This window comes from Kamptonema formosum PCC 10802, assembly GCF_000332335.1.
GTDB lineage: Bacteria > Cyanobacteriota > Cyanobacteriia > Cyanobacteriales > Oscillatoriaceae > Oscillatoria.
Map to the genome: position 1 here is coordinate 2,479,060 of NZ_KB235948.1, position 14,656 is coordinate 2,493,715.

The following is a 14,656-nucleotide window of genomic DNA, read 5'->3' on the forward strand; positions in this document are numbered from 1 at the left end:
CGGCTTGGCTTTTCTTGCGCGGGTCACCCATTATTCCCACTCGTTGAAATTTCCACTTCGCGCCCTAACCGAGAAAGCTTACATACTGGCGGAACTGGCACACGCTACAGACTCGAAATCTGTTGCCCGCAAGGGCTTGTGGGTTCAACTCCCACGTATACTCAACAGCTTTCTCAACTTGCGCGAAGTGCCATTAAATATGGTGAAAGAATGAGCGAACACCGTCTCAATGAAATTGTGATTGAGCGCCCCCGTCATAATAAACGAAATAAGATAAGCTTGAAACAGGTGACGGGATACAAAAAAAACCTGCAAAAGCTCACCGAAGAGGCGAGTGAAGATGGATTGCTGCGCCCTTATCTGATAAAGAGAAGGCAGCCCATCATCTTCTCAGATCATCTGGGTCCCTTGCGCCGGTTGCTGCGTTCTAAGGTGGGGCAGCCTTGGGACGATGTTTACAGCGAACTGTGCCGGCGTCTCGACAGGAATACCGTAACTGGGCAACACGTCATTTCGCATCTATGGGATTATGTGGAGCGACATGTTGTGTTCATTGATGGGGTGCCTTACGCTAAAAGCAACTTAAACTATCCGTTAAGTATATGGCGGAGATTGCGCCTTTACGTTCACCCCGAAACGGGTATTCTCTGCTTAGCGACAACCGCACCGGCAGATCCTCCGAAAAAGCCAGACGATCTAGTCATCATAGACAGCTATCATCAATACCGCAAGCTGGATGGGGTGTGGTATTTTATCACATTCCAAGAGCGGCAGGCAGGAGCGCCAGTTAGAAAGCGGAAAAACACTGCCGGTGCTGAGCCAGCTTGGGATGATTGGTACAGTCAAATTTACCAGATCGTCAAACGCCAGTGCGGCAAGAAGGAAATTAAATCCATTCTAAAGCGACTGGCTGAAACTTAAGGCGTTCACTTCTGCCCCTTACCGTTCCCGAATAGGCGGCTTGGGGTGGTGTGCTTCGCCAGAACGGAAAAGAACGGAAAGTTTCTCTGACTTAAGCTATAATAGCAGTTGTCGCCGCGCCCCAACCGCGAGAGCTTACATACTTTATGGAAAAACAAGTAAAATAACGCTCTCCCGACTTGCGCGGCGTCCTCACTTCCGTGAGAGCGCGCGACAGCTGCCTCCTCAAAAATCATCATTTACAGGAGGTAGTTCTGATGAATGCAACTGAGCGCGATTTGCGTCTGGAAATGCTCAACAGTCTGCTCACTACGCCGCACCGCGAACTGGGCGCAGTGGCAGAAATCCACAAGCTGATTGTGGAGCTTGACCCGATTTTTTACGGACATTTGGCAGTCTGGTATCAGCGCAACGGTGACGTGCGCGATCACAAGGAAGTTTTCTTAGGAAACTTGCTCGCCAGCAACCTGACTGAGCACCGGGATGCCGGCTTTGTGATGCTGCAAGAGTTCCCGCCTTACGAAGTTTCTCGTATCGTGGATTTTATGAAGCAGCACCGGCAGAAATTGCCGCGTTCCGCACGCACTGCAGTGCGCCGGTATTTGCAAGCGCGGGAAAAAAATCCAGCTTTCTTCGATCGGGCGGCGCTGCGCAGTCGCAAGGCGATGAAGCATTTGTATGCGAGTTTGCACATTAAGCCCAATGCGCGTGCTGATGCGGTGCTTTTCAAAGATGCGCCCCCGGAAGGCAGCCTCGCATTTGCGCTCAAGCAATTGGCAAAGGCGGAAACACCGGCAGTGCAGGCGCAGCTCATTTTCGAGTACAGCATCCCTTACACAATTGCGGTGGGTGCGCTAAAGCAGCTGACGCCAACGGTGCTGGTGGCGCTGATTAATTCTATGTCGCCGCAAGAGGTGATTAACAACCTCAAATCCCTGCAAGCGCGGGGTGCGATGGATAATCCAGAGGTGAAAGCGCTCATCGATGCTAAACTTGAGGAAGCGGTAAAGTCCGAGCGGGTGTCGGCATTCAAGGCGCGTGTTGCGGCTGACGCTGCGCAGCTGGATGAAAAGACGGCGGCAAAGCTGGAGAAAGTCACAAATGAGCAAGTCAAGAAGCGCGGCAAAATTGCCAAGACGACTGGTTTGCTGGTGGACAAGTCTGGTTCGATGACTGATGCAATTGAGGTGGGAAAGCGCCTCGCGGCTTTGATTTCAGGGATTTCAGAGGCGGCGCTGTTTGTCTACGCTTTTGACAGCATGCCTTACTCTATTAAAGCGCAGGGTAAGCAGTTGAGCGACTGGGAGAAAGCTTTCCAGTACATCAAGGCAGATGGCAATACTAGCTGCGGCTGCGCTGTGGAGGCGATGCGGATTAAGAAGCAGATTGTCGAGCAATTTATTCTGGTGACGGATGAAGGGGACAACACTGCGCCTTACTTCGCGGAGGCTTACAGCAAATACTGCAGTGACTTGGGGGTGATGCCGAATGTGGTGATTGTGCGGGTGGCTTCCGCCAGCGATTTTGTTGAGCGCCAGCTGAAGGAGAAGCATCTGCCGGTGGAAACGTTTACGTTTGCCGGTGATTACTACTCGCTGCCGAATCTTGTGCCGCTGCTGTCTCGCCCTTCGCGGCTGGAGTTGCTGATGGAAATTCTGGAAATGCCGCTGCCGGTGAGGGATGACAAGTAGTGGCGCACTGTCAAACCGGCGCTTACCAACCTTACAGAACTATAGGGTTCCTATTTGAGTTCTTAAAGCGTAGAAACCCGGTTTCTTTAAGAAACCGGGTTTCTGGCACCCTCAACTCCAGACCTCCTTTAAAGGAGTCCAGTATGTTCCACTTTCTTCTACTCAGTCATCAGTCGTGTCTGGGAATGCTTTCTGACTGGCCAAGTAGCATTTATCCCCGCACTCACATAAGTAAGGGAAATGTTATAACTTCCCGCTATCTCAATCACTTTTCGGTATAAGTATAAGAGCCTAATTCGCAAAGATTGAGTTTGCGTTCATCCACCTTCGAGCCATCAGCGAAAACACCTAAGATGTCATAAGTGCAAGTGGTCTTGCCATCGGCAATTGTCACAGTCCCAGACTCTCCCGGTCTGACAACTTCTCCCTTGAGGAGGTTCTCACCCCAGTTGTCTTGATCGGTAGACTCCACGTAAAACTCTATCAGGTTACTGGCAGTCTCGTTTTTGAGTTTAAACTCAAGATCCTCAGCTTTGGCGCTGCCGACGGTCAGTGCAACGATGGGCAGGGACAGGACTGCAGCCACGGCGATGTTACGAAATGATTTTTGAAACATGAGAGGTATCCACAATAAGCTGTTTACATGAAGGATTGAAGCCTTGGACTTCGTTAGGCGTTCAGATCTTCAGAAAAATATAACCTCAGATAGAGGTATTTGTCAACCGGCTGTGTCAATCTGCTGTGGAGATGAGGCCCACTTCGGCATTCCCACCGGCATTCCCACGCCTTCGCGCCGGCTGGGCTAAGCGGCCATTTATAAAGAAAAAGTGAAGTCAGAAGAAACCGGGTTTCTTAGGCTGGGTCAGCGGTCTGTGGGGGCGGGTTTACAAATAATCTTAACTTCCCACAGACATCTTGGGTGAACCCGCCCTTACAACTTCAGCAAAATTACCGATTTTTGGCCACTTCGCTGCCTTCACAATTACTTTATAAACCCGCTCTAAAGCCCAACTGCGAACCTTTGGGCTTTAGCCCAACTGCGAACCTTTGGGCTTTAGCCCAACTGCGAACCTTTGGGCTTTAGCCCAACTACTAACCTTTGGGCTAAAGTAAAAATCTAAATGTAGCTAAAATTGTTGTACAGCGATATAATAGAAACAGCGTGCCCCGACAGCCAGAGCTTACATGCTTAGTACGAGAGGAAGAGTACCGTCGCCCCGACATCGTTGGGGCGGGGGGCGTGAAGGGAGGGAGGCGCGATGAACCCGGGAGGTAGGCTTAGTTGTGGCCATCCTTTAAAGAGTGTTGTTGACTCACCGGCGGAGTTCCTCCCAAGCGAAGAACGCACTGCTCTGGCGACTTGTACGCTGTCTTTTAATAAAAATTAGCGAGCCGGCAACTTTAACTGAGTTTGGTGAGATGAGCAGTGATTATCGCCTAGTTAAAATCAGCAAATATCTCAGCAAGCATCTCCGCCACACTCCGGAGCGAATTGGGCTGGAACTGGCTCCTGGCGGCTGGGTTTCTGTAGACAAACTCCTGGCGGCTTGTGCGAAACATTCCTTTCCCCTCAGCCGTACCGAACTCAATGAAGTTGTCGCCCGCAATGACAAAAAGCGCTTTTCTTTCGACCCCACCGGCACCCTGATTCGCGCTAACCAAGGCCACAGCGTAGAAGTGGATTTGCACTTAGAGCCCGCCACTCCCCCAGACATACTGTACCACGGGACAGGCCACGGTGCGGTCGAGTCAATTCTGCGCGAGGGGCTGCGCAAAATGTCGCGCCACCACGTCCATCTGTCGGCGGATATTGCCACAGCGCGAAATGTCGGCAAACGTCACGGGTTCCCAGCAGTCTTTGTTGTCGATGCCGCCGGAATGTGCGAAACTGGACATACCTTCTACTGTTCCGACAATGGGGTGTGGCTGGTGGAGTTCGTTCCGCCGGCATATCTGGCACTACAGCAGAACTGAAACTATGGATCAACGATACTTTGACAATTTCCAGGACCCTCTCATGTACAAAAAAACCAAAGATCAGGACTTGCTAGGAGCCGGTTGGCAGCCCTTGTACCGAGAGCTGGACTGGGGGTATCTCTGGCAGCTTGTGTCTAAAGATCCGTGGCAGCTAAGTAAAAAGACTATAAACCTAACCAGTTACATGGCTGACGCTCTCGGTCGCAAGGACTTTGCTTGGTGGGCCAATGTAGTGAATGTTTTCTCGGATTATACCAGAAGTAACATAGATGAGTTTTGGGATTACATCACCCCGGAACTTCCAGGCCCAGACGAGCGTTACAAAGACGTTCTGAGTGCGGAAACGCCGGTCAGTCTTGCCGTCAGCCGCGACCGCATTCCCCTGGATTGCGCTCTGGAGCGGCTTCTGGAAATTACAGTTCTCAAAGCGGTGGAATTATTGGGGCGTCCGGATATCATTACCCAGTGCTTCGACGGGCGAACTTTTTATTACCCCACAGACAAATTTGTTGACTGGAAACGTCTCAAAAACATCGGCACCATTTTGGCCTACTGGTCAAAGCACGACACTTGGCTGGAAATCTCTGGCTGGCAGAAGCGCCGGTACACCCTGATTTCCCAAGATTTAGCGCCCCTGGTTAACAAAGCGACATACAATCTGGCGGTGATGATCAGCGGGTATCAGAATCGGATCGGACAGATTCACAGTCAGTTTCCGATTCGGACTTTCCCTGCCGGCATCCAAAACTTTACTGATGCAGTGCAGCAGGAAATTTTCGACCAAAACCGGCTGGCGGTGCTCGTGCACGGAGAGCCGGGGACAGGCAAAACGGCTTGGACGCAAGCCGTGGCAAAAGAAATTCTCGCGCCTCTGGGGTATGTAATTTTTATCCTCGACCACGATTCGGCTGAAAATTTTGTGCCGCCCAGTTATTTGGAGCGGATTTGCCTGATCATTAATGAAGCCGATAACTTGGCTCAAGACCGCTCTAGCGAAGCTGCCCAGTACAGCAACAAAACTGAACGCATTCTCAGTTTGCTGGATGGGACTCTGTACCAGAGTGTGATTGATGAATCTGGGATTCAGGCACAGCAGCGCCTTGTCGTTTTGCTGACTTGCAATACGACTGAACGATTAGATCCAGCTGTTTTGCGCAAAGGCAGGGTGGATTTGATGTGTGAGTTTACAACCCGACTGGTATAGAATTTTTGGCGCAGGCTTGCAGAGAGGTTGGCCATAGGAACAGGTGTCAGGTGTTCCGTGTCGTTCAGGGTGCGGCAGCCCTTGAGAGCCGGCTATAAACTAGAGCCTCTCAGCCGTTCGCCCCGGCAAGAATTGCTATAAGCGAGGGCGCAGCGCAGCGGTGGCTCTTCCCACAGGGTCGGGGACATCCTGGGGTGTTTCGGGGGAGAAAGACAGTGCGAAATCTGGGCAAGCCACGGGGGCGCACCCGTGGTTTTTTCTGTTGGTGGCGAAGGGAGCCACCGGCTCCTGTTGCAGGCTCTACTGTTATGGCTGTGGGGTGTGGCCGGCGGACGCCCAGCGGCCATACCACAAGACGAATCAATTAAAAGTTAAAAATTAAACCCTAAATCAGAGAATTCAATAAAATTGGTTTTAAATATTGAAGAGTGCATTTTTATTCCTCTGGTGGGCACACTAGAGGAGGCGAGCCGGCGCTTGTGGCGCGCTGGAGGACCCTTTCCGCAGATCCGCAGCCCCCTTCTCTGAGGGCAATCACTGAGGGCAATCGCCCCCGTCGCCCCTTCCCCTCCCGCGCGGGTGCCGGTGCATCTATATCTACGAGTTTAAGGCTGAGCTCGCAGTCTGTCCGGGGCGCGACGCGAACGCCGGAGAGTCCGTTTGGCCCGCTTGCTGCCGGTGAGACGCCCTCGCACGCTACGCCCCCACCCGCCTCGACGCGGCTTGACGCCCAGACGAGATGGCCAATCCCAACTGGAAAGCGGCTATAATACTTAGCGCTCCTGACTGCAAGGATTTCTTCTATGGATCAAGATTTTCCGAACCAACGCCTAGATAGATTTGGAGTCATCCCTTATACATTCTTAGAAGACTTTCGGTCAAAAGATCCAAGCACAAGACGCTATTTATTAAACTCAATGACTTTGTTTGCCAGTATATCTTCCGAGCAGCAGCACCAAATCTTAAATGATTTAATCCAGTCTGAGCTTCTCAATCTGGCCGCCCAGTCCAAAAAATATTTGCAGGATCGGATCGCAGACGCTTTCAATAAATTTTGTATTAGCAAAAATTTAGGAGAGAATGAGATTGCTGAATACTGTTACAGCTATTACGTTTCTAGTGGCATTCTTCCTGATAATATGACAGCGGATTCATTGAAGAAATTGGGGGATTTTATTTTGGGAATAGAGCTGTTAAAATCCATATTTTTAATGAGCTTTGTCGAACAGCAACGGTTTTTTGAGTTGCAGGGAAACTATTCAAGTCAGGCAGTGCTATTTTACCGATACATAAAGCCAATACGCTCAAAGCTCATTAAGGAAAAAGTCGTAAATAGAGATATCATTGGCAACTATTATTATAGCAGGCCCTGGGTGAAAGAAATGGAATTAGTGGATTATATTTTTGAGCTATTTAATTTAGAAAGTATCTTGTATTTGGGCCAGACAGCAAAAAATCTTACCTTTGAAAAGGAATATATCTACAAATCCCACGAACCAGGCTAGCACCCCACCGGCAGTAGAGCCGGCAGCTACCAGCAGGCGGGCGACTTGAGTCCTGAACGTGCCAGCTACCATCTAAAACATCAGTTCAGCAAGGTGAAAGCTATGACAGATATCCGCAAACTCCTCAACCAAATCGCATCGCAGGAAAACCAGCTGCGCGACACCCAGTTCCTGGCACCCTGCGTGCGAAAAGGACGGGTGCGCACCCGAGTAGCCGGCATGGTTTACACCTTCTCCCCCTTTCCGCGCAACTTTGAAGGCTGGGGCATTTTCCAGCCGGCAAACGAAAAAGTCGCCAGCGCTGTGGGAGTTGCCGATTTGCCGCAAGTGGCAGAATACCTGCAAAACTTCAAAGCCGTGCGCCTTTGGCTGGCTCACGTTTTGCGAGGGACAACCTGGCTGGCTTACCCCGTCAATGAATCCGACATGCGCTCTCGCACCGGCACCGCCAAACCCGTGCCGGTCCACCTGGTACAGGATGGGGCCTCCTTCGAGCCGGTGGTGGCCAGATGGGACGGGCGCAGCTGCTGGTTTGAACAAATTGACCGGCGAGCCGATCCCATGCCGGCGGAACACCTCAGAGAGCAACTCAAGCAGGTGACACCCCCACCAGAAGTCCGCTTCAAAGGCATGACCCCAGAAATGCGGGCAGTCTACCAGCTCGTGGCCCAACAGGCCGAGGAATTCCAAGCTCACCGGCTGCAGCAGCGCGATGAAAAGCGCCTCCAGGAAGCATTGCGCACCGGCGGCGGCACTTTGCGGGAATTCCGAGATCGCGATAACCACTGGCTCGTCGAGTGGACAACCGGCACCGGCGAGCACCACACCAGCGCCATCTCCAAACATGACCTCACCGTCGTCAGCGCCGGCATCTGCCTCAGCGGAATGGATCGCAACTTTGACCTGCAATCCCTCGTCGGCGTTGTCGAAGATCGCTGAATTCACCCCTTCCCCTCACAGCGCATTTATCCACAATAAACCGGGTTTCTTGGAGGAAGTAAGAACGGGTTTACTAACATCCTGCACTTCGCCATCTTGGGCCAGAACCCGACGGTAGGGCTAAAGCCCAACTACAAACATTTTCAATTCAGAGCTTCCTTAGGTAGCAACTTGAGTTAAAATAATATCATGTCTATCTTCTTTCACGAACAACTTTACAGAACACCGGCACTCATGGCAAAACTCAAAAACTTGCCCGTGACAGTGTGCGGTGCCGGTGCCTTAGGTGCCAACATCACCGAAAATTTAGCCCGTTCTGGCTTCGCCCAGATGAAAGTAATTGACCGCGACCGCATCGAGGAGCGCAACCTCTCCACCCAGCCTTATTATCGCTCAGATATCGGCGCTTTCAAAGCCAAGATTCTGGCAAATACCCTCTACCGGGCGCTAGGCGTGAAAGTGGAAGCGCACTCTAAAGAACTGACACCGGCAAATGCTGGGCAGCTCTTGACAAATACCGCCTTGATCATTGATACTTTTGATAACAGTGTGGGGCGTCAGGCGCTCAAGGATTACTGTGCCGGTGCGTCTGTTCCGTGCCTGCACGTCGGGCTGGCTAGCGATTACGCTGAGGCGATCTGGAATGAAAGCTATCGCGTCCCGTCGCCGGCAAATGATGACATCTGCGATTACCCCCTGGCGAGAAATCTGGTCATGCTCGCTGTAGCTGTGGCTTGTGAGGCTGTGATTGGTTTTGTGGCGGCTGGGGAGCGGCGCAGTTTTACGGTGACGCTGGCGGATTTTGGGGTGAGGCTTTTTGAATGAACCGCCATAGAGGCAGAGAGCGCCAAGGAAGAGGAAAATATGGCAGGAGTTGAGGAGATTTTGGGGTTTTGGTTTGGCAAGCCGGGTGAGGCTGGTTATGGGAAACCCCGGAAGGTTTGGTTTGTGAGAGATGCAGCTTTTGATCTGGAGGTGCGGTTGCGTTTTCTGGGGGATTGCGAGTGGGCTGCTGCGGGCAAATTAGAGGATTGGCAGTCAACACCGGCAGGCTGTTTGGCTTTGGCTATCCTGCTGGATCAGTTTCCCCGGAATATGTTTCGGGGTCAGCCTCAGGCTTTTGCGACTGACTCGCAAGCGCTGGCTGTGGCGCACCATGCTGTCGCTCAGGGGTTTGACAGGCAAATGCTGCCGGTGCAGCGCTGGTTTATCTATCTTCCGTTTGAGCACAGCGAGAATGTGGAGCACCAGCGCCGGTCTGTGGAGCTGTTTCGCCGGCTGAGTGACGATCCGGACAGTGCGCCAACTATTGATTATGCCGTTCGCCACCAGCAGATAATTGAGCGATTCGGGCGCTTCCCGCACCGCAACCAAATTCTGGGGCGCGAGACAACTCCTGAGGAGGCGGAATTTCTCAAGCAGCCCGGATCTTCGTTTTAAGCTGTTAGGCTTTTAACCTGCTTTTCCCTTGAAAGGAGGCAGAGCCGACCGAGGGCGTTCCCAGCCTGAGGCTGGGAACGAGAGAAAAAGTAAAAGCACAATCAAATTGATTGGAGAAAAGTCGGCGGAGCCGAAAAACAGGCGTTCCCAGCCTGAGGCTGGGAACGAGTAAAACGAGGAAAAATCCCTCGCATATTTTGAGAGTCTACCTCTTCTCTTAGCCCGCGCAGGCGGGCTTTGTTTGTATAGCCGCGATTTCTAATCGCCTGGAAACTAGCAAATCCAAAATCCAAAATCCAAAATCCAAAATTCGCATGGCAAGCTATTCCAAAGTTCTGACCGTCAGTACCTGCGGCGGGGTCGCATCGGGGGGATACAAGAAATCTACCCGCACTAAACGCTCCTCTCCCGCTGCTAGATTCAGCTTCACAAGGGGGTCGAGAACCTGACCGAACCGGTGCCACAAATGCACATAGCGAGTCACCGGCTTCCCGCCGCCTTCATTATAGCGCAGCCGCACCGTCCCCCGGAAAAACGGGAAATTCAGAGGCGGTTTCTGGAAGCGCAAACCTCCCTTGCTCAGTTTGTCTTCCTTCAGCGGCGTTTCCAGAGTCAGCGCCACAGTTTGGGGTTTGCCGGTGCGGTTGACAAGCGGCAAACTCAGGTCATAGCGAACCGCATAATTCCCGTGCGCTTCGTAAGCGGTATCCGGATAGCGCACTAGCATTTTACCAGCTTGCACTTGATTGGTGCCGAGCCGGCCACCCCGCAGAGTGCTGATAGCATAAGATAAGCCTTTCCCCGGTTGAGGAATGCTGAGAGTCTTCGCACCGGCATCCACAAGCTGCGCTTCCCATTTAGAACCTGACTGCACGCCGCCAACTCGCCCGTAAATCAGCTTTCCGCTAGTTGCTGAAGGGGGTGTTGGGGTTTTTTCGCGAGGACCGGCGAACCCGCCATTCTCCAGCAAATTCTGCCATTCTTCCAGAGTGGGGGCGCGTTCGCTCCCGTCAGAATTTTTCTTAGCAAACATCGTCAAACAGGCAGCGTAAACCCTGCCACTGCTGTTCAGCTCCATAAAGGTAGACCGGCCATTTATGGGCTTCTCCAAACCCCGCACCGGCGTGGGGTGATTCAGCAACATCCGGCTTTCCCCCGGCGGAATTACCAATTTAGCCGGAAAATCCGCCTGTCTGATTCCCCGCAGCACATTATCTACCGCCCGAATGCCGGGACCCGAATAAATCTCGCCGCTGGGATTTTCTTGCATGGCCGGCTTTTCTTTAAACGGCGCTTCTTGCATCTGGTAGGTTGCCGCCTGCAGTACATCCAGCGTCACCGGCTTTGTGCCGGGATTGTGGACGAGCAAGCCGGTGTAAAGCGTCTGCAAATCCTTGGGCGTGTGGGTGTGGTGGTGGGCGAAGAGGGTAAATTCTCCCTCAAAGGGAAAGTTGAGATGAGCCGCCGGCACCTTTTTCCCCTCTGGGGGAAAGGTGGAGAGCAAAATTCCCTCCGTCTTCACCCATTCCGGGCTGTTGCTGTTAAACATCGGCACGGCATCCAACTTGCCGGGTAGCGCTCGCACTTCATTAAATTGCACAATTTCTTGGGGTGCCGGTTTCGCTTGGGAAGACGCCGGAGGAGATGCCGGGTTGGGAGAAGACTCGGCAGAGCTCGCGCACCCAGAGATTTGGGGAATCGCCAGAGTCAGCAGCAAGGGGGCGACACGCGCCAGCAGTTTCTTTTTGTTCCGAACGGTTCGCATATCTGTTAGAGGAATAGACAATACGGACAGGCGAGACGCCTGTCCTACGTCCTAATCTAAGTGGCTACTGCTATAGAAAGCCGCCGCCATTTAAAAACTAGATATCTCAAATTTTACTTGGGTTCCCGTTCCGCGCTGTAGGGGCAGGAAAGCGTGCCTGCCCCATCCCCAGATTGTGCAATGTTTTCATTCCCGACTTGATATCGATCGCTTCGGCTCACCACGCCAGCGCCATCCCATCGCCACGGGGTTCTGAGGCTGCTACGAATACGCCATTTTGCCGCACAATAATCTGCCCGCGACCAAATTGCCCCGTTTGGGTGACGGTGGAGCCAGCCGGCAGATTGCCAATATAGATATCGTGCCCCCGGTTCGCCAGCTCCCGCACCACCGGCTCGGGCACCGCCTGCTCCAGCACGACTTGATTGCCGGCGACAAATTGCCACCGGGGCGCATCGAGGGCAGCTTGGGGATTCATACCATAATCCACCATATTCACCACGACTTGCAGGTGCCCCTGGGGCTGCATTGGCCCGCCCATGACGCCAAATGGCCCGACCGGCTCCCCATCCTGGGTGAGAAACCCCGGAATAATCGTGTGGAAGGGGCGCTTTGCCGGTGCGAACTGGTTCGGGTGTCCGGGTTGCAGGGTGAAACCGGCACCCCGATTTTGCAGGGCAATGCCGGTGCCGGGGATGAGAATGCCGCTGCCGAATCCCATATAATTGGATTGAATGAAGGACACCATCAGCTCGGAGTCCGCTGCAGCCATATACACGGTGCCGCCTTTGGGCAATCCGGGCTCTGCTAGGGGAAGGGCTTTTTCTCCGATCAGCTGCCGGCGAGTTGCGGCGTATTCTTTATCTAGGAGTTGCCCCACCGGCACCTCCATGCAGCAGGGATCGCCGGCGTGCCGGCTCACGTCGGCAAAAGCCAGTTTCATCGCTTCTATTTGCAGGTGGTAGCTTTCCGCTGACTCCCGCTTCGGAAACCGGGTTTCTTCAAGAAACCGGGTTTCTCGCAATTCTCCCAAGTCGAGCCCCTCCAGAATGTTCAGCGCCATCAGCGCCGCCAATCCCTGGGTGTTGGGCGGCATTTCCCAAACCGTCAATCCGCGATAGTCGGTTGAGATGGGCGTCACCCAGTCCGCTTGGTGGGCGGCTAAGTCCGCCGCGCCCAGAAAGCCGCCGGTGGCGGATGCGAAGTTGGCGATTCGCTCAGCTAGTTTGCCGCTGTAGAAACTTTCGGTGCCGGTGGCGGCAATTTCTCGCAGTGTCTGCGCGTGCGCCTCACTGCGCCAGATTTCTCCGGCAGCCGGCGCTCGCCCCCTGGGGAAAAATACCTGCTTGAATGGCTCGAATTCTGTGCCGGTGAGGGGCAAGTAAATTTGTTCGGCGGATTTCCAGGAAAGCGCCACCACCGGCGACACCGGAAACCCCCCTTCGGCGTAGCGGATTGCCGGTGCGAACAGGTGCTCGAACGGCAAACGCCCCCAGCGCTCCCACAGCGCCCGCCAAGCGGATACCGCTCCCGGCACCGTCACCGGCAGCCAGCCATAGTAAGGGATTTTCTCTTTACCATAAAAATGCTTTTCTGTCAAGCTCTGGCAGCTCCTGCCTGAGGCATTCAGTCCGTGCAATTGGCCATCCCAGACGAGGGCGAAGGCGTCCGAGCCGGTGCTGTTGGCGGTGGGCTCAACGACAGTTAGGGTAATGGCCATTGCTATCGCCGCATCGACCGCGTTCCCCCCCGCCCAGAACATCTCCATGCCGGCAAGGGTGGCCAGGGGCTGGCCCGTCGCCACGGCACACCGGCTGCCCATCATCACTCTTCGGGCGGAGGGGTAGGGGTAGTCACTCAGGTTTCCCAGATGCATTGCCTTCAATTAAATCTAGTTGATTAATTATTTTATCGCTGACGGGCTCTTCGCGCGGTTTTCAGTTGGGTGAAGTCCCAGAAACCCGGTTTCTTAAAGAAACCGAGTTTCTCCGTATCTCACTTGTATGAAAAACGCTCTAATAGCAGTAGGGGCGCTAACAGCGCCCCTACAAGTTTGAGATATAGCAGCAGTCATATAGGTTAGAACAATAGAAGCTTCGGGAGCGGGGGAGCAAGGGAGGCCGGAATGTAGGTTTCCTAAATGCTTACTGCTATATAGACGTATGTACGGCGTCCGCCGAGCCTGAAGGTCTAATGTTCTAACCTAAGTGCATACTGCTATATTTGAACACCCAGCCTCTCTAAAATCACTTTTTTCTTTCTCTTAGCTTACAGCAATTCTTTAAGAGTTTTTTCCGCCCTCAACCCACAGGATGCCGGTGGAGGGGAAAACCTGAAGAATTTTTTTGAGCTGGCGGGCGGTTGCGGGTTTCTTCTTTATGCCGGCTGGCGCGAACTCGAATCTTCCCTGAGGTGGACCCGATCGGGCGTGCCGGCGGCAGGGCACCCAGCAGGACTGGGCATTTTTTTCCCCGCAAGTCAACTAAGACTTATCCAGTCCCAGTTGCTGTTTTGAGGTTTCCAGTTGCTCCCAGAGTGTTTCGATGTCTTTGTAGGCTTGCTCTACAGACAGTTTCCCTCCGGTGGCTAAACAGCTTATGTAGGACACCCCCTGGGCAAATTCCTGCAAATTGGCGTTGAAAACAATATTTTGTGGCGTCCCCTGGCCATAGTAGCGGCTGTGAGGATAGAGAAAACCGGACAGACCTGCCATCATAATCCCCTCCTGCTGGAGCAATACTACTTCTATTCCTAGTGTGCCCTGAGATTTCGCGAGTTTTGGTGATGGCAGTCTGGGAGCAACTGTGACAATTTTTGGGAAATATCGCGATCTCCGTCAGGGATTGCATGCGATCGGAATCACAGAACTGTGCGATCCGTGTCACACTAGGGCGCGAGCCAGGGGCTCGGGGCCTGTCCCCTGTCCCCAGGCGACTGGGCCTCAGGAAAGCCGGCAGGTACTGGCGCTTGGGGCGATTGCTCGCGGCAAGCTCAACGCTTAAACTAATAGCGCCTCCTGCCGGCTGCCTTTGGCTCTCCCATATCACAAAAAAGTGGAAATGTGTGATTTCTTAATGTTTCTTTACATCTGGGCGCTGCCAAGCTCTCTTTCAACTTTCCTTAAACTTATAACCTTTCCGTATAAAAGCATACAAAACCTTGAGCGCGTCTGGCTGATAGTTTTTAGAATAGGAGGTAAGATATTATTTCAGGC

12 protein-coding genes are annotated in these 14,656 nt (G+C 53.1%); 8 read left to right on the top strand and 4 right to left on the bottom strand.

What is annotated here, in order from left to right; genetic code table 11:
* Positions 1-210: 210 nt before the first annotated feature.
* Positions 211-921, top strand: coding sequence for a hypothetical protein (locus tag OSC10802_RS0110590; protein WP_017716743.1), 711 nt, complete (start codon positions 211-213; stop codon positions 919-921).
* A 257-nt stretch (positions 922-1,178) separates the two neighbouring features.
* On the top strand, positions 1,179-2,612 hold the full coding sequence (locus tag OSC10802_RS0110600) for a vWA domain-containing protein (protein ID WP_017716745.1): 1,434 nt from the start codon (positions 1,179-1,181) through the stop codon (positions 2,610-2,612).
* A gap of 265 nt (positions 2,613-2,877) precedes the next feature.
* On the opposite strand, the gene OSC10802_RS0110605 is transcribed toward OSC10802_RS0110600, so the two are convergent.
* The gene (locus tag OSC10802_RS0110605) at positions 2,878-3,228 is read right to left on the bottom strand and encodes a hypothetical protein (protein WP_026098360.1); all 351 of its coding nucleotides are present in this window, start codon (positions 3,226-3,228) and stop codon (positions 2,878-2,880) included.
* 803 nt (positions 3,229-4,031) lie between these two features.
* Between OSC10802_RS0110605 and OSC10802_RS0110610 the strand changes: the two genes are divergently transcribed.
* The 6 genes from OSC10802_RS0110610 to OSC10802_RS0110635 all read left to right on the top strand — a co-directional run bounded on the left by OSC10802_RS0110610 (position 4,032) and on the right by OSC10802_RS0110635 (position 9,677).
* Positions 4,032-4,586, top strand: a complete 555-nt coding sequence (locus OSC10802_RS0110610) for an RNA 2'-phosphotransferase (protein ID WP_017716747.1) — start codon at positions 4,032-4,034, stop codon at positions 4,584-4,586.
* A 43-nt stretch (positions 4,587-4,629) separates the two neighbouring features.
* Positions 4,630-5,793: an AAA family ATPase gene (locus OSC10802_RS0110615; RefSeq protein WP_017716748.1), complete on the top strand. Its 1,164-nt coding sequence runs from the start codon at positions 4,630-4,632 to the stop codon at positions 5,791-5,793.
* A gap of 803 nt (positions 5,794-6,596) precedes the next feature.
* Positions 6,597-7,298: a hypothetical protein gene (locus OSC10802_RS0110620; protein WP_044170058.1), complete on the top strand. Its 702-nt coding sequence runs from the start codon at positions 6,597-6,599 to the stop codon at positions 7,296-7,298.
* A 102-nt stretch (positions 7,299-7,400) separates the two neighbouring features.
* Complete coding sequence (locus tag OSC10802_RS0110625; protein WP_017716751.1) at positions 7,401-8,237, top strand: hypothetical protein; 837 nt, start codon at positions 7,401-7,403, stop codon at positions 8,235-8,237.
* 189 nt (positions 8,238-8,426) lie between these two features.
* Positions 8,427-9,062, top strand: coding sequence for a HesA/MoeB/ThiF family protein (locus OSC10802_RS0110630; protein WP_017716752.1), 636 nt, complete (start codon positions 8,427-8,429; stop codon positions 9,060-9,062).
* A gap of 39 nt (positions 9,063-9,101) precedes the next feature.
* Complete coding sequence (locus OSC10802_RS0110635; RefSeq protein ID WP_017716753.1) at positions 9,102-9,677, top strand: DUF924 family protein; 576 nt, start codon at positions 9,102-9,104, stop codon at positions 9,675-9,677.
* A gap of 322 nt (positions 9,678-9,999) precedes the next feature.
* Here OSC10802_RS0110635 and OSC10802_RS0110645 read toward each other — a convergent pair whose 3' ends face one another.
* From OSC10802_RS0110645 to OSC10802_RS0110660, 3 genes are all read right to left on the bottom strand, one after another.
* Positions 10,000-11,442, bottom strand: a complete 1,443-nt coding sequence (locus OSC10802_RS0110645; protein ID WP_017716755.1) for a DUF3370 domain-containing protein — start codon at positions 11,440-11,442, stop codon at positions 10,000-10,002.
* 217 nt (positions 11,443-11,659) lie between these two features.
* Entirely contained in the window at positions 11,660-13,318 is a 1,659-nt protein-coding gene (locus tag OSC10802_RS0110650; RefSeq protein ID WP_017716756.1) for a gamma-glutamyltransferase family protein, read from the bottom strand.
* 606 nt (positions 13,319-13,924) lie between these two features.
* Entirely contained in the window at positions 13,925-14,155 is a 231-nt protein-coding gene (locus tag OSC10802_RS0110660) for a DUF7219 family protein (RefSeq protein ID WP_026098363.1), read from the bottom strand.
* Positions 14,156-14,656 lie beyond the last annotated feature (501 nt).